This window comes from Roseomonas sp. F4 (assembly GCF_053891155.1).
Genome location: NZ_JBSSHK010000006.1, coordinates 1 through 21,101, shown reverse-complemented (window position 1 = coordinate 21,101; position 21,101 = coordinate 1). Strand labels below are relative to the sequence as shown.

General features: G+C 69.1%; 19 protein-coding genes. 11 read left to right on the top strand and 8 right to left on the bottom strand.

All coding sequences use genetic code 11. The features are described 5' to 3' along the window. Positions 1-46 precede the first annotated feature (46 nt). The 10 genes from ACVFYP_RS23040 to ACVFYP_RS22995 all read left to right on the top strand — a co-directional run bounded on the left by ACVFYP_RS23040 (position 47) and on the right by ACVFYP_RS22995 (position 10,712). Complete coding sequence (locus ACVFYP_RS23040) at positions 47-1,615, top strand: ABC transporter substrate-binding protein (protein WP_499202575.1); 1,569 nt, start codon at positions 47-49, stop codon at positions 1,613-1,615. A 5-nt stretch (positions 1,616-1,620) separates the two neighbouring features. Then, a complete protein-coding gene (locus tag ACVFYP_RS23035; protein ID WP_499202574.1) occupies positions 1,621-3,186 on the top strand; it encodes a GMC family oxidoreductase in 1,566 nt (521 codons plus the stop codon). A gap of 46 nt (positions 3,187-3,232) precedes the next feature. Continuing rightward, a complete protein-coding gene (apaG, locus tag ACVFYP_RS23030) occupies positions 3,233-3,646 on the top strand; it encodes a Co2+/Mg2+ efflux facilitator ApaG/CorD (protein WP_499202573.1) in 414 nt (137 codons plus the stop codon). Then, entirely contained in the window at positions 3,646-4,152 is a 507-nt protein-coding gene (locus tag ACVFYP_RS23025) for a prolyl-tRNA synthetase associated domain-containing protein (RefSeq protein ID WP_499202572.1), read from the top strand. Before apaG ends, ACVFYP_RS23025 begins: the two co-directional genes overlap by 1 nt. A gap of 82 nt (positions 4,153-4,234) precedes the next feature. Beyond that, positions 4,235-5,188 carry a tetratricopeptide repeat protein gene (locus ACVFYP_RS23020; protein ID WP_499202571.1) on the top strand — a complete coding sequence of 318 codons (954 nt, stop codon included), beginning with the start codon at positions 4,235-4,237 and terminating at the stop codon, positions 5,186-5,188. Between the two features lie 78 nt (positions 5,189-5,266). Then, positions 5,267-5,926, top strand: a complete 660-nt coding sequence (locus tag ACVFYP_RS23015) for an LON peptidase substrate-binding domain-containing protein (protein WP_499202570.1) — start codon at positions 5,267-5,269, stop codon at positions 5,924-5,926. Positions 5,927-6,037: 111 nt separating this feature from the next. Then, positions 6,038-6,217 carry a Trm112 family protein gene (locus ACVFYP_RS23010; RefSeq protein ID WP_457851878.1) on the top strand — a complete coding sequence of 60 codons (180 nt, stop codon included), beginning with the start codon at positions 6,038-6,040 and terminating at the stop codon, positions 6,215-6,217. Beyond that, complete coding sequence (locus tag ACVFYP_RS23005) at positions 6,217-6,582, top strand: gamma-butyrobetaine hydroxylase family protein (protein ID WP_499202569.1); 366 nt, start codon at positions 6,217-6,219, stop codon at positions 6,580-6,582. The genes ACVFYP_RS23010 and ACVFYP_RS23005 overlap by 1 nt, the downstream gene beginning before the upstream one ends. 131 nt (positions 6,583-6,713) lie before the next feature. Then, positions 6,714-7,736, top strand: coding sequence for an LLM class flavin-dependent oxidoreductase (locus ACVFYP_RS23000; protein WP_499202568.1), 1,023 nt, complete (start codon positions 6,714-6,716; stop codon positions 7,734-7,736). A gap of 174 nt (positions 7,737-7,910) precedes the next feature. Continuing rightward, complete coding sequence (locus ACVFYP_RS22995; RefSeq protein WP_499202567.1) at positions 7,911-10,712, top strand: hybrid sensor histidine kinase/response regulator; 2,802 nt, start codon at positions 7,911-7,913, stop codon at positions 10,710-10,712. Between the two features lie 143 nt (positions 10,713-10,855). Here ACVFYP_RS22995 and folE read toward each other — a convergent pair whose 3' ends face one another. The 7 genes from folE to ACVFYP_RS22960 all read right to left on the bottom strand — a co-directional run bounded on the left by folE (position 10,856) and on the right by ACVFYP_RS22960 (position 16,438). Continuing rightward, a complete protein-coding gene (gene folE / locus ACVFYP_RS22990; protein WP_499202566.1) occupies positions 10,856-11,497 on the bottom strand; it encodes a GTP cyclohydrolase I FolE in 642 nt (213 codons plus the stop codon). A 190-nt stretch (positions 11,498-11,687) separates the two neighbouring features. Continuing rightward, positions 11,688-12,455: a competence/damage-inducible protein A gene (locus ACVFYP_RS22985; protein ID WP_499202565.1), complete on the bottom strand. Its 768-nt coding sequence runs from the start codon at positions 12,453-12,455 to the stop codon at positions 11,688-11,690. Next, positions 12,452-12,871, bottom strand: a complete 420-nt coding sequence (locus tag ACVFYP_RS22980) for a type II toxin-antitoxin system VapC family toxin (RefSeq protein ID WP_499202564.1) — start codon at positions 12,869-12,871, stop codon at positions 12,452-12,454. Before ACVFYP_RS22980 ends, ACVFYP_RS22985 begins: the two co-directional genes overlap by 4 nt. Beyond that, positions 12,868-13,146, bottom strand: coding sequence for a FitA-like ribbon-helix-helix domain-containing protein (locus ACVFYP_RS22975; protein WP_499202563.1), 279 nt, complete (start codon positions 13,144-13,146; stop codon positions 12,868-12,870). Before ACVFYP_RS22975 ends, ACVFYP_RS22980 begins: the two co-directional genes overlap by 4 nt. A 57-nt stretch (positions 13,147-13,203) precedes the next feature. Next, on the bottom strand, positions 13,204-14,241 hold the full coding sequence (locus ACVFYP_RS22970) for a bifunctional GNAT family N-acetyltransferase/(deoxy)nucleoside triphosphate pyrophosphohydrolase (RefSeq protein WP_499202562.1): 1,038 nt from the start codon (positions 14,239-14,241) through the stop codon (positions 13,204-13,206). 7 nt (positions 14,242-14,248) lie between these two features. Next, positions 14,249-15,487: a bifunctional glutamate N-acetyltransferase/amino-acid acetyltransferase ArgJ gene (argJ, locus tag ACVFYP_RS22965; RefSeq protein ID WP_499202561.1), complete on the bottom strand. Its 1,239-nt coding sequence runs from the start codon at positions 15,485-15,487 to the stop codon at positions 14,249-14,251. Positions 15,488-15,526: 39 nt separating this feature from the next. Beyond that, a complete protein-coding gene (locus ACVFYP_RS22960) occupies positions 15,527-16,438 on the bottom strand; it encodes a peptidylprolyl isomerase (protein WP_499202560.1) in 912 nt (303 codons plus the stop codon). Positions 16,439-16,705: 267 nt separating this feature from the next. Here ACVFYP_RS22960 and secA point away from each other — a divergent pair, with 267 nt between their 5' ends. Further along, entirely contained in the window at positions 16,706-19,453 is a 2,748-nt protein-coding gene (gene secA, locus ACVFYP_RS22955; RefSeq protein WP_499202559.1) for a preprotein translocase subunit SecA, read from the top strand. 88 nt (positions 19,454-19,541) lie between these two features. Here secA and ACVFYP_RS22950 read toward each other — a convergent pair whose 3' ends face one another. Beyond that, the gene (locus ACVFYP_RS22950; protein WP_499202558.1) at positions 19,542-20,738 is read right to left on the bottom strand and encodes a M23 family metallopeptidase; all 1,197 of its coding nucleotides are present in this window, start codon (positions 20,736-20,738) and stop codon (positions 19,542-19,544) included. Between the last annotated feature and the right edge of the window lie 363 nt (positions 20,739-21,101).

Sequence of the window (21,101 nt, the reverse complement as noted above, 5' to 3'; positions counted from 1 at the left end):
AAACCCTGTTCCTAAACTCGCGGCATCCCTGATCCGAGGTGCCGCGATGCCGCTCCAGCTTCCCCGTTGGCTCCGCCTGCTGCCGCTATTGGCCCTGCCTCTGCTGCCGGCGGCGGCACCCCGCGCGCAAACGCTGACGGCGGTGCTGGAAGCCGAGATCGTCACCCTCGATCCGCATTTCACCCCCGCCTACATCACCCGCACTTTTGGCTACATGGTCTTCGACACGCTGTTTGCGGCGGACAGCCAGGGGCGCATCCGGCCGCAGATGGTGCAGGACTGGACCCGCTCCGAGGACGGGCTCACCTGGTCCTTCACGCTGCGCGATGGCCTGCTCTGGCATGATGGCGCGCCCGTCACCGCCGCCGATGCCGTCGCCTCGCTGCGCCGCTGGGGCACGCGGAGTGCGCTCGGCAGCCGGCTGATGGCAGCCACGGCCTCGCTGGAAGCGAATGACGCGAAGCGCTTTACCCTCGTGCTGAAGGAGCCCTTCGGCCTGGTGCTGGATGCGCTGGGCACCACCTCCTCCCCCGTGCCCTTCATGCTGCCGGAACGCCTGGCCCGCACCCCGGGCACGGAGCGGATCGCGGAAATCATCGGCTCCGGCCCCTTCACCTATACCCGCGCTGACCACCGCACCGGCGACCGCATGCTGCTGCGCCGCAATGCCCGCTACGTGCCGCGCGCGGAGCCCGCCGATCATCTGGCCGGCGGCAAGCAGGTGCGGATCGAGGCGCTGGACATCCGCGTGATTCCGGATGGCCAGACCGCCGTCGCCGCCATGCGCGCCGGCGAGATCGACTTCATCCAATACGCCCCTTTCGACATGCTGGCGCTGCTGGAGCGTGATCGCGGCATCCGGGTGCAGAGCTTTTCGGGTCTCGACCAGTTCACCGGGCACTACCGCACCAATGCGGCCTCCGGCCCCTTCGCCGATCCGGCCATTCGCCGGGTGCTGCTGCATCTGGTCGATCAGGCGGAGGTGATGGCGGGCTTTGGCCTGTCCGACCGCTACGCCCGGACCTGCAACGCCTTCTTCATCTGCGGCTCGCCCTATGAGTCCGATGTGGGGACGGAGCCGATGCGCCGCCCCTCCATCGAGGCCGCGCGCGCCGCGCTCGCCCAGACGCGCTATGCGGGCGAGCCGGTTGTCGTCCTCGTCGCCAACGACCTCGAAGCGGCAAAAATCTCGTCGGAAATCCTGGCGGATCGGCTGCGCCGCGCGGGCTTCACCGTGGACATGCAGGTGATGGACTGGGCCTCCGTCCTCGCCCGCCGCACCCGGCGCGATGGCTGGAGCGTGTTCGGCGTCCATGCGCTGGGCGTCGATCTGCACAACCCGCTGACCAACTCCGTCATCGGCTTCAACTGCACCAATGCGACCACCGGCGGCTTCCATTGCGAACAGCGTCTGACGCCGCTGTTTGCCGCCTTCGCCGCAGCGCCGACGCTGGAGGCGCGGCAGGCGATCGTGGCCCAGATGCAGGCGATCATCTACGAGCAGGGCATGGCCGTGCCCTGGGGCCAGTTCGCCCAGCCGGCCGCCTCTCGCACGCAGCTGGAAAACCTGATTCCCTCCGCCATCCCCCTGTTCTGGAATGTCGGGAAGCGATAGCACTCATGTACGATGTCATCGTGGTCGGTGCCGGTTCCGCCGGCGCGCCGCTGGCGGCGCGGCTGTCGGAAGACGGGCACCGCAAGGTCCTGCTTCTGGAAGCCGGGCGCGACTGGCGCGCGGCGGAGGCGCCGGCGGCGCTGCGCAGCGCCAATATCATCCCCTTCATGCACGACCCGGCGCATCAGGCCGCATGGCAATGGCCGGGCCTGATGACTCGGCGGACCAAGGCGCAGCAGCCGAAGTTCTACTGGCGCGGCAAGGCCATGGGCGGGTCCTCCACGGTCAATGCGCAGATCGCCATCCGCGGCGTGCCGGCGGCCTTTGACGCCTGGGCGGAATCCGGCTGCGAGGGCTGGTCGGCCGCCGATGTGCTGCCGATCTTCGATGCCATCGAGGATGATGCGGATACCGGCACCGCGCCCGGCATCCGCCAGGGCGGCCCGCTGCCCGTTTTTCGGATGCCGGTGGAAAACTGGGGCGCCGTCGATCTCGGCCTGCGCGACGCGGCGCTCGCCGGCGGCTATCGCTGGAAGCCCGACCTCAACGCGCCGGAGGGGGAGGGCATTTCCTGCAACCCCATCAACCTCCGCAATGGCCTGCGCGTCACCACCAATGATGGCTATCTGGAGCCGGCGCGCGGTCGCGCGAACCTGACCATCCGGGGCGAGGCGCTGGTCGATCGCGTCGTGGTCGAGAACGGCCGCGCCACTGGTGTGCGCGTGCGCTTCGGTGGCGGCGAATGGGAGGAGATTGCGGGGCGGGAGGTGGTGCTCTGCGCGGGCGCCATCCACAGCCCCGCCATCCTCATGCGGTCCGGCATCGGCCCGGCGGCGGCGCTGTCAGGCCTCGGCATCGCGGTGGTGCGTGACCTGCCCTGGGTCGGCCAGAACCTGATGGACCACCCCATCCTGCGCGCCACCCTGGCGCTGAAGCCGGAACATCGCGCCCAGGGCGCCGATGCGCGTCACACCAATTGCTGCCTGACCTATAGCAGCGGCATGGGCGGCGAACGCGACATGATCATGATCGCCTACAACCATCGCGGCCTGACCACCGATGGCGGCCCGGCGGAGGGTGGCGCTGTGGGCCTCGCGCTCTACGACGCTTGGTCGCGCGGCACGCTGACCCTGACCTCCGCCGATCCGGAGGCGCAGCCGGTGGTGGAGGAGAACATGCTGGACGATCCGCGCGACCGCACGCGGCTGCGCGACGGCGTGCGGCGCCTGGCCCGCCTGACCGCGCTGGCGCCGCTGCGCGACCTGGCGCAGCAGATCACCTTCGGCGAGACGGGCCTCGGCATGGATCAGGCCGCGGCGCTGCCGGATGACGAGCTGGACGCGATCATGCTGGCGGAGGCCAGCGACATCCAGCACGCCGCCGGCACCTGCCGCATGACGGCGCATGAGGAACCGCGCGGCGTGGTCGACCCCGATCTGTGTGTGCGCGGTGTCTCCGGCCTGCGCGTGGCGGACGCCTCCATCATGCCAAGCGACTGCCGCGCCAATCTGCACTTCACCTGCGTGATGATCGGGGAAGCCCTGGCGCGACGCATGCGCGCCGCAGGTTGACGCCCGCCCCGCCGGGGCGAGAATGGCCGGCCAGGGGAGACCGAAGATGGCCCAGGCCGATGCGTTCAGCGAGATCACCCGTGGCGTCCGCGTGACGGTGCGCAGCTTCTATCTGGAAGACCAGTCGGAACCGGAGCGCGGCCATTTCGTCTGGGCCTATCGCATCGCCATCGCTAATGAGGGGGCGGAGACGGTGCAGTTGTTGAAGCGAAGCTGGCGCATCACCGATGCCCAGGGCCGCGTGCAGCAGGTGCATGGCGAAGGCGTGGTTGGGGAGCAGCCCGTGCTCGCGCCGGGCGAGCAGTTCGAATACACCTCCGGCACCCCGCTGCCGACGCCGTCCGGCTTCATGGCCGGCGCCTACCACATGGTGGTGACGAAGACTGGCGAGCCATTCGACGTCGCCGTCCCCACTTTCAGCCTGGACAGCCCGCACCAGCCGGCCAGCCGGCTGCATTGATGGAGACGCCGGAGGGGCTTTTGGCGCGGCTGTCCGCGCTGGGGATCGAGGCCCATACCGTCAGCCATGCGCCGGTCTTCACCGTGGCCGAAAGCAAGGCGCTGCGGCCCAGCCTGCCCGGCGGCCATGTCAAAAACCTGTTCCTGCGGCCCGAAAAGGCCGCCGGCCCCTTCCTGCTGGCGGTGCTGGAGGAGGATCGGCAGGTGAAGGTCAATGCCCTGATCCGCGCCCTCGGCCAGCCGCGCAGCGTCTTCGCGGAGGCCGAGGCCTTGTGGGCCACGCTGGGCGTGGAACCTGGCTCCGTCACGCCCCTTGGCCTGGTCAATGCCGCCCCCGGCACGGTGCGGATCGCGATCGACCGACTGCTGGTGGAAGGGTTTGAGTGGATCCATGTCCATCCCCTGACCAACCGCATGACCACGGCCATCCGCCCGGCCGATCTGCTGCGTTTCCTGCGCCATCTGGGTCATGCGCCGGAGGTGGTGGACCCCCCGAATCCGGTCTGACCCGCCCCGGAAACGCCCGGACCCGCTTGCTTCGGAACGCGCATGGCGCATCTATGCGCCCAAGCGAGAGGAATTTGCCGCCATGGATCTCATCTTCGACCCCAGCCGCCAGCCCGCCCCAGGCGGCGCCAGCCCCGCCGGCACGCCTGATCCGGTGAAGGATGGCGACCAGCGCACCTTCATGGCCGATGTCATCGAGGCCAGCCGCGAAACGCCGGTCCTGGTCGATTTCTGGGCCACCTGGTGCGGCCCCTGCAAGACGCTGACTCCGACGCTGGAGAAGGTGGTGCGCGCCGCCGGTGGCCGCGTGAAGCTGGTGAAGATCGACATCGACAAGAACCGCCAGCTGGTCCAGCAGCTCGCCCAGATGGGCCTGCCGCTGCAATCGGTGCCGACGGTCGTCGGCTTCGTGCAAGGCCAGATCGCCGACCTGTTCCAGGGCGCTCTGCCGGAAGGCGAGGTGAAGAAGTTCATCGAGGCCTTGCTGAAGGCGGCCGGCGGGCAATTGCCCGGCGCTGACCTGCTGGCCGAGGCCAAGGCCCTGGTGGAAGCCGGCGACCACGCCGGCGCGGTGGAGCTCTTCGCCGCCCTGGCCCAGGCTGAGCCGGAGAACCCTGAGGCCATGGCCGGCCTCGCCCGCTGCCTGATGGCGCTGGGCGAGGAGGAACAGGCGCAGGAGGTGCTGGACCAGGTGCCGGAGAAGATCGCCGGCCATGCCGAGATCGCCTCCGTCCGTTCGCAGCTTCAGCTCGCCCGGGAAGGCCGCGAGGCGCGGGAGAAGCTGGGCGAGTTCGAGCGCCGGCTGGAAGCCGACCCGGACGACCACGCGGCCCGGATCGACCTGGCCGTGGCGCTGAACGCCATGGACAAGCGGGGGGAGGCGGTGGACGCGCTGATGGTCGCCATCAAGCGCGACCGCGCCTGGAACGAGGAGGCGGCGCGCAAGCAGTTGCTGAAGTTCTTCGAGGCCTGGGGATTCGACGACCCCGCCACCCTTGCGGGACGCCGGAAGCTCTCCACCCTTCTGTTCCGATAAGCCGACCCGGCCGGGGGCGCGAACCGCACGGGATGACAGTGGCCGGCGGCGATGGCGCCGCCGGCTGAAACGGAGCCCATGCCCGCTTTCCAGACCCCCCTCGAGGCTCTGCCGCCGGAGATCCCGATCTTCCCCCTCTCCGGCGCATTGCTGCTGCCGGGCGGCCGCCTGCCGCTGAACATTTTTGAACCGCGCTTCCTGGCGATGACGGAGGATGCGCTGGCGGCGGGGCGGTTCCTCGCCATGGTGCAGCCCGACCCGGCGCTGCCGCGCACCGAGATCGGCAGCCAGATCTACCGCGTCGGCTGCCTCGGCCGCATCTCCTCCTTCGCCGAGACGGAGGATGGGCGCTACCTCATCACGCTGACCGGCGTGATCCGCTGCCGCATTGAGGAGGAGGTGGGGCTGCGCCGGGGCTATCGCCGCGCCCGCGCCGATTACAGCCCCTATGCCGCCGACCTGGCGCTGGACGCGCCGGCCCCGCAGGTGGACCGCGCCAGCATGCTCACCGCGCTGCGCCCCTATTTCAAGGCGCGCGGCATCGAGGCGAATTGGGAGGCGGTGGAGTCCACGCCGGACGCCCTGCTGGTGACCACGCTGTGCATGCTCTGCCCCTTCGAGGTGCGGGAGAAGCAGGCGCTGCTGGAAGCACCGACAGTGACCGACCGCGCCGCCATGCTGGTCGCCCTGCTCCAGATGGGCGGCCACGCCATGGCGTCCGAGGGCCGCCCCAGCTAAACCGGACCAGCTTGGCCCTCTCCCCCCAACGGGGGAGAGGGTTGGGTGACGGGGGCCTTGCCCCCTCGCATTCCTGTTGGGGAGACATTGGCGATGACGGCATCCGAGCCGATGGCCGGGGCGGTGGACCCCCGGCTTCTGGAAATCCTGGTCTGCCCGGTGAGCAAGGGCCCGCTGCGCTATGACCGCGAGGCCGGCGAACTGGTCAGTGAAAAGGCGGGCCTCGCCTATCCGGTGCGCGACGGCATCCCCATCATGCTGCCGGACGAGGCGCGCAAACTGCCGGCATAATGCCGAAGCTGACCGAAATCCGCCTGAGCAAGGCGGACCAGCTCCTGCACCTGGCCTGGGACGATGGCGTCAGCTTCGCCCTGCCCGCCGAATATCTGCGCGTCGAAAGCCCCTCGGCTGAGGTGCAGGGTCATGGGCCGGGGCAGCGGGTGACGGTGCCGGGGCGGCGCCACGTGGGCATCATGCGGATCGAGCCGGTGGGCCATTACGCCGTGCGGCTGATCTTCGACGACATGCACGACAGCGGCATCTACAGCTGGGATTTTTTTCGCACGCTGGGCGAGCAGTATGCGGAACGCTGGGCGGCCTATGAGGCGGCGCTGGCGGCAAAGGGGTTGAGCCGGGACCCGCCGCGGCGGCGTTGATCCGTCATGACCATCATCGCCCCGGGTGATTGGGCGCGCGCGGGCTGAGGCCCCACACTCCGCTCCGATCAACGACCCTGGCGAGCGCCCCTTCTTGTACGGGCGGCCCCGCCCCATCGGACACGACCCCCATGAAAAAGATCGGCTTCCTTTCCTTCGGCCATTGGACGCCCGCGCCCCAGTCGGGCACCCGATCCGCCGGCGATGCCCTGCTCCAGTCCATCGACCTCGCTGTGGCGGCGGAGGAGCTGGGCGCGGATGGCGCCTATATCCGCGTCCATCACTTCGCCCGCCAACTGGCCTCGCCCTTCCCGCTTCTCGCCGCCATGGGCGCTAAGACCAGCCGTATCGAGCTCGGCACCGCCGTCATCGACATGCGCTACGAGAACCCGCTCTACATGGCGGAGGATGCCGGCGCCGCCGATCTCATCAGCGGCGGCCGCCTTCAGCTCGGCCTCAGCCGTGGCTCGCCGGAGCAGGTGATCGATGGCTGGCGCCACTTCGGCTATGCGCCGGCGGAGGGCGAGACCGATGCCGATATGGGCCGCCGCCATGCGGAGGTCTTCCTGCAGGTGCTGCGCGGCAAGGGATTCGCGCAGCCGCACCCTCGCCCGATGTTTCCCAACCCGCCCGGCCTGCTGCGGCTGGAGCCGCATTCGGAAGGGCTGCGGGAGCGCATCTGGTGGGGCTCCGGCTCCAATGCCACGGCGGTCTGGGCGGCGCAGCAGGGCATGAACCTGCAAAGCTCCACCCTCAAGGACGATGAGACGGGCGAACCCTTCCACATCCAGCAGGCCAAGCAGATCCGCGCCTATCGCGCCGCCTGGGCGGAGGCCGGCCATAACCGTACGCCCCGCGTCTCGGTCAGCCGCAGCATCTTTCCGCTGCTGGATGACCGCGACCGCGGCTATTTCGGGCGCGGCGGCAAGGAGGAGGATCAGATCGGCTTCATCGACGAGAACACCCGCGCCGTCTTCGGCCGCGGCTATGCGGCGGAGCCGGAGGCGCTGGTGGCGCAGCTTCGCGCCGATGAGGCGATCGCGGAGGCGGATACGCTGCTGCTGACCATCCCGAACCAGCTCGGTGTCGACTACTGCGCCCATGTCATCGAGGGCATCCTGAAGCAGGTCGCCCCGGCGCTGGGCTGGCGCTGACGCCACGGTCGCCCCGGCTCAACACGGAAATGTCATGACGGTGGCGGGGCGGCAACAATGTCCCGCATGGGAAGGTGTTGGTATCTCCTCTCCCTCATGCCGACCCCGCCCCGCCCTGGAGCCGACCCGCCTCCCCAGGGCATGGGGGCCGTCGATGCTGAAGACGTCGTGGCGGTGAGCCGCGCGGAAGATGTCGTGGCGGGAAGCCACGCCGAGGACATCGTGGCGGAACGCTACCGGCTGGCGCAGCGCGCCACCCGCGATGCGATCTGGGACTGGGACCTTCGCAGCAATTCGGTCGCCTGGAACGAGGCGCTCCACACCGCCTATGGCTGGCCGCCCTCGCTGGTGGAGCCGAACGGGGATTGGTGGCTCGCCCGCATTCACCCGGACGATCGCCGGCAGGTGGAGGCCAGCATCCATGCCGTGATCGACGGCACCGGCACGGATTGGAGCGGCGAGTACCGCTTCGAACGGGCCGATGGCAGCTTCGCCGAGGTCTTCGACCGCGGCTTCGTCATCCGCGACGCGGAGGGCCGGCCGCTGCGCATGGTCGGCGCGCTGTTCGACCTCAGTGAGCGTCGCCGCGCCGATGCGGCGCTGCGCGATCGCGACGAAAGGCTGCGGCTGGCTACGGCCGCCGCGCGGATCGGCACCTTCGACTACCAGATCGACAGCGGCGTGCTGACCTGGGACGACCGCTGCCGCGAGCTGTTCGGCCTGCCGCCGGGCGCCCCTGTCAGCTATGAGGGCAGCTTCCTCGCCGGCCTGCACCCGGATGACCGGGACGACGCGGCGGCGGCCGTGGCGCGCGCGCTGGACCCGGCGGGAACGGGCCGCTTCAGCACCGAATACCGGACCATCGGCCTGACCGACGGCATCGAGCGCTGGGTTGCCGCGCGCGGCGAGGCGCATTTCGAGGCCGGCCAGGCCGTGCGCCTGGTCGGCACCGTTCTCGACATCTCCGACCGCCGGCGCGCCGAGGTGGCGCTGCAGGAGAATGAGGAACGCTACCGCACCCTGTTCAACAAGATGGACGAGGGCTTCTGCATCATCGAGTTCTTCGACGGCCCGCATGGGCCGTTGAGCGACTATGTGCATATCGAGGCCAACCCCGCCTATGCCCGCCATGCCGGCATCGCCGATGTCACCGGCCAGAAGCTGCGGGAGATGGTGCCAGAGGAGGCCGATGGCTGGGTCGCGCTGTATGGCGGCGTGCTGCGCACCGGCACGCCGATCCGCTTCGAGCGCGAGCTGGTCGCCACGGGACGGCATCTGGAGCTGTCCGCCTTCCGCATCGAGCCGCCGGAGCGCCGCCAGGTCGCGGTGCTGTTCCAAGACATCACCGCCCGGAAGCGCACCGAGGTGCAACTGCACCAGGCGAAGGAGATGCTGGAGGTCCGCATCGCCCAGGCGCTGGCGGAACGGCGGCTGCTGGCCGATATCGTCGAGGGTGCCAATGCCTTCGTGCAGGTGGCCGACAGGCAGTTCCGCTGGCTGGCCATCAATGGCGCGGCGGCGGCGGAGTTCGAGCGGCTGTTCGGCCTTCGGCCCAGCGTCGGCGCCTCCATGCTCGATCTGCTGGCGGACCGGCCGGAGGTGTGCGCGGCCGTGCGGGCCGCCTGGTCGCGCGCCCTGGCCGGCGAGGAATTCGTCGAGATCGCGCCCTTCAGCACCGTGCAGGGCGACCGCCGCTTCTACGAAATGCGCTTCAGCCCGCTGCGCGACGCGGAGGGCCGGCAGCTCGGCGCCTATCAGTTCGCCTATGATGTGACGGATCGGCTGGAGGAGCAGGAACGCCTGCGCACGGCGGAGGAGGCGCTGCGGCAAAGCCAGAAGATGGAAGCCGTGGGCCAGCTGACCGGCGGCCTGGCGCATGACTTCAACAACCTGCTCACCGGCATCATCGGGTCCTTGCAGATGATGCAGGCACGCATCGCCCAGGGCCGCACCGCAGAGGTGGACAAGTACATCAACGCCGCCCAGGGCGCCGCCAAGCGCGCCGCGTCGCTGACGCAGCGGCTGCTCGCCTTCTCACGCCGCCAGACCCTCGATCCCAAGCCGACCGCGGTCAACCGCCTGATCGCGGGGATGGAGGATCTGATCCGCCGCACGGTGGGTCCGGCCGTGGAGGTGGAAGTGGTGGGGGCCGGCGGGCTCTGGACCGTGCTGGTCGATCCGCCGCAGTTGGAAAACGCGCTGCTGAACCTCTGCATCAATGCGCGTGATGCCATGCCGGGGGGCGGGCGGCTGACGATCGAGACGGCGAATCGCTGGATGGACGATCGCGCGGCGCGGGAGCGCGACCTGCCGCCGGGGCAGTACATCTCGCTCTGCGTCTCCGATACCGGGGCGGGCATGACGCCGGAGATCATCGCCCGCGCCTTCGACCCCTTTTTCACCACCAAGCCCATCGGCCAGGGCACGGGCCTGGGGCTCAGCATGATCTACGGCTTCGTTCGCCAGTCGGGCGGCCAGGCGCGGATCTATTCGGAACCCGGGCAGGGGGCGATGGTCTGCCTCTATCTGCCGCGGCATCGCGGGGCAGCCGTTGTGGCTGAGGCCGCCGCTGATCCGCGCCCCGTCCCGCCGGCGGAAGGCGGCGCCGGCGAGGTGGTGCTGGTGGTGGATGATGAACCGACGATCCGCATGCTGCTGACGGAAGTGCTGGCGGAGCTGGGCTACGACGCGCTGGAAGCCGCTGATGCGGCCTCGGCGCTTGCTTTGCTCGATGGCGGGGCGCGGGTCGACCTGCTGGTTACCGATGTCGGCCTGCCCGGCGGCATGAACGGCCGCCAGCTGGCCGATGCGGCGCGTGTCGACCGGCCGGAGCTGAAGGTGCTGTTCATCACCGGCTATGCGGAGAACGCGGTGATCAGCCACGGCCACCTGGACGCCGGCATGCACGTCATGACCAAGCCCTTCTCGGTCGAGGCCATCGCCGACCGCATCCTGGCGTTGCTGACCGGGCGGTGACTTTCCAGGCCCTCAAGCGCCGGGCGGCCCCGCCGGGGCCTTGGCTCGCCGCATAAGCGGCGGGCCGCGCGTGCGGCCTCGGCCGGTTTCACCGGCCGCAGCTCGGCCTTTTCGGGCGCTGGTGACGCCGCGGAAGGCGGTGCCTATGCCTCCGCGCCGCTCCGCGGGCTGCCGATCATCGCCAAAAATTCCCGGCGGGTGGAGGCGTCATCGCGGAAGGCGCCAAGCATGCGGCTGGTGACCATGGACACGCCCGGCTTGTGGATGCCGCGCGTGGTCATGCACTGGTGCTGCGCCTCGATCACCACGGCCACGCCCTTGGGCCGCAGCACCTGCTCGATGGTATTGGCCACCTGGGCGGTCAGCTTTTCCTGGATCTGCAGGCGCTTGGCATAGGCTTCCAGCACCCGGGCGAGCTTGGAGATGCCGACGACGCGGCCATCCGGGATATAGGCGATATGCGCGCGACCGATGATCGGCACCAGGTGGTGCTCGCAATGGCTCTCCAGCCGGATGTCGCGCAGCACCACCATCTCGTCATAGCCATCCGTCTCCTCGAAGGAGCGGGCGAGCAGATCGACCGGGTCGATCTCATAGCCGCCGAAGAATTCGCCATAGGCGCGGGCGACGCGGGCGGGGGTGTCCACCAGGCCCTCACGGGTGGGGTCATCCCCGGCCCAGAGCAGCAGGGTGCGGACGGCGGCCTCCGCCTCCTCGCGCGTCGGGCGAATGGGGGTGGCGGGTGGCAGGGCGCCCAGGCTGCGGGCAGGGGTCTGGATGTTCACGGGTAAGGTCCTATCGGCATCTCGACGCGTCGAAGGCAGAGGTCCTGCCGTCGCATCATCGCGCCCTGTGGAAGGCAGAGGCTGGAAAGCAGAGGCTCGGAAAATCAGATGGGGGTGGTCGGACATCCCGCAATGGTGAGTCGGGAACCGGATCGATGGCAAACCACGCGGGGCATTTTAGGCCTTTGATTCAGGCCGGCGGTTCGCCCTGCACCGGCTGGCTGCCCATGGCGCGCAGCAGCGCCGTGATGGCCCGCGCCGCCTCCTCCACCGCATCGGCATCGCTGCCCTTGGCCACCAAAGCGACGCCGCCGCCGCCCATGCGGTAATAGGGATAGCTGCCGATATCGAGGTCGGGCCAGCGCCCCTGGATCGCCGCCAGCCCCTCCGCGATCCGCCCCTCCATCACCCCATCCGCATGCACGGCGCGGGAGGCGATGGGCGGGCCGCCGGCCAGCGTCGGGGCCAGCGATTCGAACATCGCCTGCATGATGCGCGGCACCCCGGCCAGCACATGGACATTGCCGATGGTGAAGCCGGGGGCGATGGAGATGGCGTTGTCGATCAGCGTGGCGCCACGCGGCATGGTGGCCATGCGCTGCCGGGCGGCGTTGAAGTCGCCGGGCTTGTAATGGCGTTCCAGCCGCGCCCAGGCCTCCGGCTGCGGCTCCCACGGCACGCCGAAGGCGCCGGCGACACATTCGCTGGTGATGTCGTCATGCGTCGGGCCGATGCCGCCGGTGGTGAAGACGTGGTCGTATTTTTGCCGGACCTCGTTCAGCGTGGCGATGATCGTCGCCCGCACATCCGGGATGATGCGAACCTCGCGCAGCGGAATCCCGATCTCACCCAGGCGGGTGGCCAGAAAATTGATATTGGCGTCCTTGGTGCGGCCGGAGAGCACCTCATTGCCGATGACCAGCAGGGCGGCGGTGGGGTTGGGCGTGGCGGCGGTCATCGGGTGGGGTCCGGATACCAGAGGGGGATGGCGAGGCTTGTGGCCAGCGCGGCCATGCGCCCGTCGAAGGTGGCGAGTTCCGCCTGCTCCCGTTGCGCCAGGGCAAGGTACAGGCAGTCATAGATCGGGTGGGATAGCCGCTCGGCGATGATGCAGGCTGATACAGCCAGGATGTCCATGTCGAACAGCGTCAGCATGCCGCTACGCCGCAACTCGGCCAATACGGCCTGGGCGTGGCCCTGGGGCACGGTCTTGCGCCGTGCCTTGGTCAACAGGGCATTGCCGATCTCGGCGAGCAGCAGGCTTGGAGCCAGCAGGTCGGCCCCGCTGCTCTGCACCTCTTCCGCCCTGTCGCTGGCGGCCTCGGCGGCGAACCAGGCCACGGCGACCGAAGCGTCGACGACGATGCGCGTCACGAACCGGCAGGGCTCGCGTCGTCATCCGCCCATCGCGCCGCGAGTGCATCACGCGCCCTGCGGATTTCGGCGGTGCTGTCCCAGTCGGGATCTGGCGTCGTCTGTGCACGAAGGGCACGGCTTCGCGCGATCCAGGCCTCCCGATCGGAGGCGTTGGAGGCCTCGGTCAGCGTCTCCCGGGCCAGATGCTCCAGGGAGGTTCCGCGCTCCAGCGCCTTGCCCTTGAGCCGTTCGATCACCGCTTCATCCAGATTTCGGATCAGGATCTGACCCATCTCAGCCCGCGCCTTTCGATGCTATCATCGGATGATATCATCAGGCTGTTCGCGCTGCTACAGGAAATCCCGCAGCAGCGCGACCAGCGGCTTGTCCGCCGGCGGCATGGGATAGTCGCCGAGCTTGTTCGGCCGCACCCAGGACAGCGCCTGGCCCTCCAACGGCTGCATCCGGCCTTCCCAGCGGCGGCAGAGATAGAGCGGCATCAGCAGGTGGCGCTCGCCCAGGGGGTGGCTGGCGAAGGTGAAGGGGGCGAGGCAGCTCGCGGCCACGTCGATTCCGAGTTCTTCTTTCAGCTCCCGGATCAGAGCCACCTCCGGGGTTTCCCCGGCCTGGACCTTGCCGCCGGGGAATTCCCAGAGGCCGGCCATGGGCTTGCCCTCCGGCCGGCGGGCCAGCAGCACGCGGCCGTCCGGATCGATCAGGGCGCAGGCGGCGACCAGCAGAATGTTGGTGCCCTGCGGAGGTTCGGCCTTCTTCTCCGCCGTGGCGGCGGGCAGGTCGGCGCGGGTCAGTTCGAACAGCTTCACCGGCATGGTGCCGCCGCGGGCCACGAAATCCCGCACCCCCTCGCCGGTCTCGCGGAAGCCGATACGGCGCAGCACGGCCTGGCTGCGGCTGTTCTCGATCAGGGCCGAGGCGACCAGTCTGTCGAGGTCCAGATGCGCCAGCGCCCAGCTCGCCAGCCGTAGCGCCGCTTCCGGCCCCACGCCATGGCCCCAGAAGCGCCGGCCGATCCAATAGCCGAGTTCCGCCTGGCGCTTGGCCGCATCCCGGGTCAGGCCGATGCAGCCGACCAGCACCTCCCGCTCCTCCGGTTCCCCGGCATGTTCCACGCCGGTGATGGCGAGGTGCCAGGCGCTGCCCGCTTCCATCTGCGCGCGGGTGGAGGCGATCCATTCATCCGCCAGGGCGCGGGGATAGGGGAAGGGCACGCGGGCCAGCGTCTTGGCCACTTCCCAGTCATTCACCAGCCGGTGCAGCTCCGCCGCATCCTCCGGCCGCAGGGGGCGAAGCGTCAGGCGTTCGCTTTGCAGCGGGCGGAAGGGGGGCGGCGCCAGGGGGTCCGACGCCAGAGCAAGGGTCGTCGGCATGGGGGATTCAGGACCGGTAGGCGCCGTTGATATCGATATAGCCATGCGTCAGGTCGCAGGTCCAAGCCGTCGCCTTGCCGCGGCCGAGCGCCAGGTCCACTTCGATCCGCACGTCGCGCCCTTTCATATGGGCGATGACCGGCGTCTCGTCGTAACCCGCCACCACGGCGCCTTCGCGCGCCATCCAGGTGCCGCCGATGGCGACGGAAAGCAGGTCGCGATCCGCTGGCTCCCCGGCCTTGCCGACCGCCATGACGATGCGGCCCCAATTGGCGTCCTCGCCGGCGATAGCGGTCTTCACCAGGGGGGAATTGGCGATGGACATGGCGATGCGGTGCGCGGACTTGGCGCTGACCGCGCCGGTCACGTCGATCTGGATCAGCTTCTGGGCGCCTTCGCCGTCGCGCGCGACCATCAGGGCGAGGTCCATCAGCACCTCATGCACCGCGCGGGCGAAATCCTTCAGCATCTTGCCGCCTTCGGCGGGCACGCGGGGGTGCTTGGCGGCACCGGTGGCGAAGAGCAGCACAGTGTCGCTGGTGGAGGTATCGCTGTCGACCGTGACGCAGTTGAAGGATTTCTGGGTGCCCTTGGCCAGGATCGCCTGGAGCGCCGCGGCCGGCACTTTCGCGTCGGTGGCCAGGAAGCACAGCATGGTCGCCATATCCGGCGCGATCATGCCGCTGCCCTTGGCAATGCCGCTGACCGTCACCGTGGTGTCGCCGATCTGCGCCGTGCGGGTGGCGCCCTTGGGGAAGGTGTCGGTGGTCATGATGGCGCTGGCGGCGCCGGCCCAGCCGTCCACATCCAGCTTGCCGAAGAGCGGCGGCAGGGCCGCGACCAGCTTTTCGGTCGGCAGCTTCTCGCCGATCACGCCGGTGGAGGCCAGAAAGACCTCCGTCGGCTTGCAACCCGCCAGTCCGGCCATGGCCTTGGCCGTCTGGGCGCAGGTCTCGCGGCCCGCCTTGCCCGTGAAGACGTTGGAATTGCCGGCGGTGACGACCAAAGCGCGGGCCTTGCCGCCCTTCAGCGCGGCGCGGCACCAGTCGATCGGGGCGCCCGGGCATTTGTTCTTCGTGAAGACCCCCGCCACGGTGGTGCCGGCGGGGAAGACCATCATGGTCACATCCTCCCGCGCCTTGTAGCGGATCTCCGCCCGGCCGGAGCCGAGGCGCAGCCCCGCGACCGGCGGCATCGCCGGCAGCGGCAAGGCGAGGGGAGAGACGGGGAGATCCTTGCCGGCCATGGTCGCGGTCTTTTCAGGCTGTGGAATGGGGAAGGGCGTTCAGCGCCGCGGTTGCGGGCCGGGGCCGGGCGGCGGGGCGGCGCCATCCAGCAGGGAAGGCGCGGCCGGCGCGGGCAAAGCGCTGCCATCCATAGCGAAACGCTCGATCCGGGCGGCACCACGGATGCGCTCCACCTCCGCCGTCACGGCTTCCTCGAAGGCGCGCTGGCGCAGGGCTTCCTGGGCTTCCTCGAAGGGCGGCGGCGGCACGGCGCGGCGCTCCTCCACCTTGATGACATGCCAGCCGAACTGGGTGCGCACCGGGCTTTCGGAGATCTGGCCGGGCTGCATGCCGAAGGCGGCGGCGGCGAATTCGGGGATCATGTCGCCGCGCTTGAAGAAGCCCAGATCGCCGCCTTCGCGGGACCCCGGGCCGGTGGAGCGGCGGCGGGCGACCTCGGCGAAGTCGGCATTGGGGCGGCGTGCCTCGGCCAGCGCGGTACGGGCCTCGGCCTCGGTGGGCACCAGGATGTGGCGGGCGCGCACCTCCTCCTCCGCCGGGCGGCCGGCGACGTCGCGCTGGTAGCGGGCGCGGAGAGATTCCTCGGTCATCTGCGGGGCCACGGCGCGGGTGATGAGGGCCTGTTGCAGCGCCTCCTCCTCCGCCCGGCGCAGGCGGGACTGGACCTCGGGGTCATTCGCCAGGCCCTGGGCGCGGGCGGCGGCGGTGATGGCCTTCTGGGTGATGAGCTGGTCCAGCAGCAGCGGCAGCAGCATGGGCTGCGGCATGGAGCGCAGCTCCGCCGGCAGGCGCTCCATCTCCGATTGCAACTCGGACAGGCGGATTTCGGCGCCATCTACACGGGCCACCACGGGGTCCGCGGCGGCAGCGGGCGCCTGGGCCAGGGCCGGGGCCGCCACCAGGGCTGTGGAAAGCAGCAGGGCGGCGAGGAAGGGAGCCGTGCGGCGCATCGCGGGAATTCTCGTCATGTTCGCCGGAAGATGGCCGATGCGGGGGGGCGCCACAAGGCGGGGGCCGGCATGGCCGCGGGCATAAATAGAGAGTGGCTTGCCCCGCATCGGCGGATGCCGGGCTTGCGTTGACGTGGCAGGGCCGCGCGCCTATCTCTCCGGCGCCGCGCTTTGCCCGGGCCGGGCCTTTGCGCCCCCGACCGCCGGGCGTGATCGCATCGGCGCTGCCGCTGGTCGCAAGCTGCGGGTCGGAGACAACTGCCAGACATGTTTCAACGCCTCGTCCGCGCCGTATTCGGCAACACCAACGACCGGGCGCTGAAGCGCTTTCAGGGCCGGGTACCCGCGATCAACGCGCTGGAGCCAACGCTGGCCTCCCTGTCCGACGAGGCGCTGCGGGGAAAAACCGCGGAATTCCGCGCCCAGCTGGCCGCCGGGCGGACGCTGGACGACATCCTGCCCGAAGCCTTTGCCACGGTGCGGGAGGGTGCGAAGCGCGCCCTCGGCATGCGGCATTTCGACGTGCAGATGATCGGCGGCATGGTGCTGCATGATGGCCGCATCGCCGAAATGAAGACCGGCGAGGGCAAGACCCTGGTCGCCACCCTTCCGGTCTATCTGAACGCACTGCCCGGCAAGGGCGTCCATGTCGTCACCGTGAACGACTACCTGGCCAGCCGCGACGCGGAATGGATGGGTAAGCTCTACGGCTTCCTCGGCCTGACCACCGGCACCATCGTGCATGGCAAGTCGGATGATGAACGCCGCGACGCCTATCACTGCGATATCACCTACGGCACCAACAACGAATTCGGCTTCGACTATCTGCGCGACAACATGAAGTACCGGCTGGAGGAGATGGTCCAGCGCGACTTCGCCTATGCCATTGTCGACGAGGTGGACAGTATCCTGGTGGATGAGGCGCGCACGCCGCTGATCATCTCCGGCCCCTCGGATGACAGCAGCGACCTGTATCAGCGCGTCAATGCCGTGATGGTGGAGCTGGTGAAGGACACCTCGCTCTACGAAAAGGACGAGAAATTCAAGACCGTCCATATGATCGAGGCGGGGACGGAAGCGCTGGAAGTGGCGCTGACTGAGGCCGGGCTGCTGACCGAGGGCGCGCTGTATGACAGCGCCAATGTGACCCTGGTGCACCACGCCAACCAGTCCCTGCGCGCGCATGTGCTGTTCACCAAGGATGTCGACTACATTGTCCGGCAGGACAAGGTCATCATCATCGATGAATTCACCGGCCGCATGATGGAAGGCCGCCGCTATTCGGAAGGCCTGCACCAGGCGCTGGAAGCCAAGGAAGGTGTGACGGTTCAGCCGGAGAACCAGACGCTCGCCTCCATCACCTTCCAGAACTATTTTCGCCTGTACCCCAAGCTGGCGGGCATGACGGGCACGGCCTCCACCGAGGCCGACGAATTCGCCGAGATCTATAAGCTGGAGGTGGTGGAAATCCCCACCAACGTGCCGGTGGCCCGCATCGATTCCGATGACGAGGTCTATAAATCCGCGCGCGAAAAATATGAGGCGGTGGCCGTCCTGATCGCCGAGGCGCGGGAGCGTGGCCAGCCGACGCTGGTCGGTACCACCAGCATCGAGAAGTCGGAGCTGATCTCCGAACTGCTGAAGAAGAAGGGCGTGCCGCACCAGGTGCTGAATGCCCGCTTCCACGAACAGGAAGCCGGCATCGTGGCGCAGGCGGGTCGCCCCGGCTCCGTCACCATCGCCACCAACATGGCCGGCCGCGGCACGGACATTCAGCTCGGCGGCAATGCCGACATGCTGGCCCGCGCCGAGATCGGCAACAGCGACAGCCCCGAGTATGAGGCCGCACTCGCCCGCCACAAGGCGGAGGTGGAGGCGATCCGCCCCGCCGTGAAGGCCGCCGGCGGGTTGCTGGTGATCGGCACGGAGCGGCATGAGAGCCGCCGCATCGACAACCAGCTGCGCGGCCGGTCGGGCCGCCAGGGCGACCCGGGCGCCAGCCGCTTCTTCCTGAGCCTGGAAGACGACCTGATGCGCATCTTCGGGTCAGACCGAATGGGCGGGATGCTCCAGAAGCTGGGGCTGAAGGAGGGTGAAGCCATTGTTCACCCCTGGATCAACAAGGCCCTGGAGAAGGCGCAGAAGAAGGTCGAAGCCCGCAACTTCGACACCCGCAAGAACCTTCTGAAATACGACGACGTCATGAACAACCAGCGCAAGGAGGTCTATGCCCAGCGCAAGGCCTTCATGATGGCGCCGGATGTGGCGGAGACGGTCGCCGAAATGCGGCGGGAGACGATCGGCAAGCTGGTCGATACCGCCATCCCCGAGAATGCCTATCCCGAACAATGGGATGTCGCCGGGTTGCAGGAGCGGGTGTTGAACACCCTGGGCCTGGACCTGCCGGTGGCGGACTGGGCGCGGGAGGAGGGCATCGACGAGACCCAGCTGCGCGAACGCCTGATCAAGGCGGCCGATGAAAGCTACGCCGCCCGCGTGGCCAATGTCGGCACCGACCTGATGCGGATGGTCGAGAAGTCCCTGCTGCTGCAGATCTTCGACGCGGTGTGGAAGGAGCACCTCCTGGCGCTCGACCATCTGCGCCAGGGCATCGGCCTGCGCGCCTATGGCCAGCGTGACCCGCTGAACGAATACAAGTCCGAGGCCTTCAACCTGTTCAACAGCATGCTGGAGGATCTGCGGGAGCGGACGACCAGCGTGCTGATGCGCATCGACATCCGCCCCGACGCGCCCCCGCCGATGCCCGAACCGGTGCAGGTGATGGATATGCGCCATCCGGACCCGAATGGCGCCATGGGTGGCATGGCGGAGCTGGAATATGCGGACGCGCCCGCCGCCGGCTACGGCACCGCCACGCAGGCGGCGCGCCAGCCGATGCAGGCCCAGGCCGTGGACCCGAACGACCCCGCCACCTGGGCCGCGACGCCGCGCAATGCGCCCTGCCCCTGCGGCTCGGGCAAGAAATACAAGCATTGCCACGGGCGGGCGCTGTAACGCCCTTCTCCGTCGTGTCGTCGTGCCCGTGACGTGACTGACGGGCTGGCGGCAGACCGGAAGGCCTGCCGCCTGGTCGGTGCGCTGACTATTCCGCGGCCAGCGCGACCTCGGTGATGTCATCCCTGATGCTGGCGAGCTGGCGGTTCAGTTCCAGCCGGTTGCGCTCGAAGGCGGCCAGCGCCTGGCCTCGCAGCGGTGCGCCGCCGGGCAGGGCGACGGTGGCCGGGTTCTGCGGCACGCCGGCCATGCGGATCTCATAATGCAGATGCGGCCCGGTCGACATCCCGGTTGAGCCGACGCGGCCAATCACCGCACCCTGCCGCACCCGCGCCCCCGCGCGCAGGCCCGGGGTGAAGCGCGACATATGCGCATAGACCGTCTCCACCCCATTCGGGTGGCGCAGCCGCACCGTGCGGCCATAGCCACGCTCCGCCTTGGCCGAAAGGACCGTGCCGTCGGCGGCGGCATAGATCGGCGTGCCTGTCGGTGCGCCGAAATCGAGCCCGGCATGCCGGCGGCTATAGCCGAGCACCGGATGGCGACGCATCCCGAAGCCGGAGGTGATCCGCGCGCCATCCAGCGGCGTGCGCAGGAAGCCGCCGCGCAGGGGGCGGCCATCGGCGCGATACCAGTCGACTTCGCCATCCGGCCCGGCATGGCGCCAGACCTCCATCACCCGGCCCGACAGGCTGAGGGCGGCATAATGGAGCTGCCCATGGCCGAGCAGGTCGCCATCGGGGCCGCGCAGCCTTTCGAAGGCCACCGAGATCCGGTCACCGGGCTGCAGGTCACGCTGGAAATCCACCTCATGGGACAAGGCCCGGATCAATGTATGGGTGAGGGGGCCTGGCAGGCCGGCGCGGGTCAGGCTGGCGAAGACGCCATTGGTGATGGTGGTCTCCACCCGGGCCAGGTGGCGCAGGCGGGGCGTCACCACTTCCTCCAGCACCCAATCGGTGCCGCGCCGGTTCAGCGTCAGGGTATGGCCGGGCTGGGGGGCGATCTCGAGCCCGATCAGCGCATTCTCATCATTCATGCGCAACCCGACCTCCTGGCCCACGGCCAGGCGGCGGGGTTCGAAGACGGGGGTCAGGACGGCGATGGCGGCATGGGCCTCGGCCGGATCGACCCCGGCATCCCCGAGCAGACCACCCAGCGTATCGCCGGGCCGAACAGTGACGATCTGCTGCGCCTCATCGGGGGGGTCCGCCGCCTGGGCCGGCGCGAAACGGGCGCCGAGACCAATACAAAGGCAGAGGGTGAGGCGCAGTGGGGAAATCATGCGGATGTCATGTCCGAAGTGGTGGCGGCCGGGAACTTCTTGGGATGGGGCCGTGAAGTCAACCGCGAACCCGCCGCCGCAATGTAACGTGCGCAGCAATGTCAAGGCGTTGCGGGTTATGGCAGCTATGTGACGCTATGCATGACCCCGTGTTGACTCCCCCCGTCCTGGCCCGTAAAAGCCCCCTACCGACGACGAGCCACACGGCTTCGAGACGGGGCGCTGAAAAGCGGGGTTGAAAGTAGCGGAGCTATCCGCTAGATACTCTCCCCCGCCGCTAAGGCGACGATCTTCTCCACGCAGCGATGCGATGGTGCCGGTGGTCAGGGTTCTGGCCTCGGATGAGATCATTGTTCTTTTAAG

Coding starts and splice junctions, on each gene's coding strand:
- ACVFYP_RS22975 (WP_499202563.1), bottom strand. CDS start 13,146: ATGGGTCAGATCCTGATCCGAAATCTGGATGAAGCGGTGATCGAACGG.
- ACVFYP_RS22970 (WP_499202562.1), bottom strand. CDS start 14,241: ATGCCGACGACCCTTGCTCTGGCGTCGGACCCCCTGGCGCCGCCCCCC.
- ACVFYP_RS23035 (WP_499202574.1), top strand. CDS start 1,621: ATGTACGATGTCATCGTGGTCGGTGCCGGTTCCGCCGGCGCGCCGCTG.
- ACVFYP_RS23005 (WP_499202569.1), top strand. CDS start 6,217: ATGCCGAAGCTGACCGAAATCCGCCTGAGCAAGGCGGACCAGCTCCTG.
- ACVFYP_RS23040 (WP_499202575.1), top strand. CDS start 47: ATGCCGCTCCAGCTTCCCCGTTGGCTCCGCCTGCTGCCGCTATTGGCC.
- ACVFYP_RS22950 (WP_499202558.1), bottom strand. CDS start 20,738: ATGATTTCCCCACTGCGCCTCACCCTCTGCCTTTGTATTGGTCTCGGC.
- argJ (WP_499202561.1), bottom strand. CDS start 15,487: ATGGCCGGCAAGGATCTCCCCGTCTCTCCCCTCGCCTTGCCGCTGCCG.
- secA (WP_499202559.1), top strand. CDS start 16,706: ATGTTTCAACGCCTCGTCCGCGCCGTATTCGGCAACACCAACGACCGG.
- ACVFYP_RS23000 (WP_499202568.1), top strand. CDS start 6,714: ATGAAAAAGATCGGCTTCCTTTCCTTCGGCCATTGGACGCCCGCGCCC.
- ACVFYP_RS22985 (WP_499202565.1), bottom strand. CDS start 12,455: ATGACCGCCGCCACGCCCAACCCCACCGCCGCCCTGCTGGTCATCGGC.
- apaG (WP_499202573.1), top strand. CDS start 3,233: ATGGCCCAGGCCGATGCGTTCAGCGAGATCACCCGTGGCGTCCGCGTG.
- ACVFYP_RS23010 (WP_457851878.1), top strand. CDS start 6,038: ATGGCCGGGGCGGTGGACCCCCGGCTTCTGGAAATCCTGGTCTGCCCG.
- ACVFYP_RS23015 (WP_499202570.1), top strand. CDS start 5,267: ATGCCCGCTTTCCAGACCCCCCTCGAGGCTCTGCCGCCGGAGATCCCG.
- ACVFYP_RS23025 (WP_499202572.1), top strand. CDS start 3,646: ATGGAGACGCCGGAGGGGCTTTTGGCGCGGCTGTCCGCGCTGGGGATC.
- ACVFYP_RS23020 (WP_499202571.1), top strand. CDS start 4,235: ATGGATCTCATCTTCGACCCCAGCCGCCAGCCCGCCCCAGGCGGCGCC.
- ACVFYP_RS22960 (WP_499202560.1), bottom strand. CDS start 16,438: ATGCGCCGCACGGCTCCCTTCCTCGCCGCCCTGCTGCTTTCCACAGCC.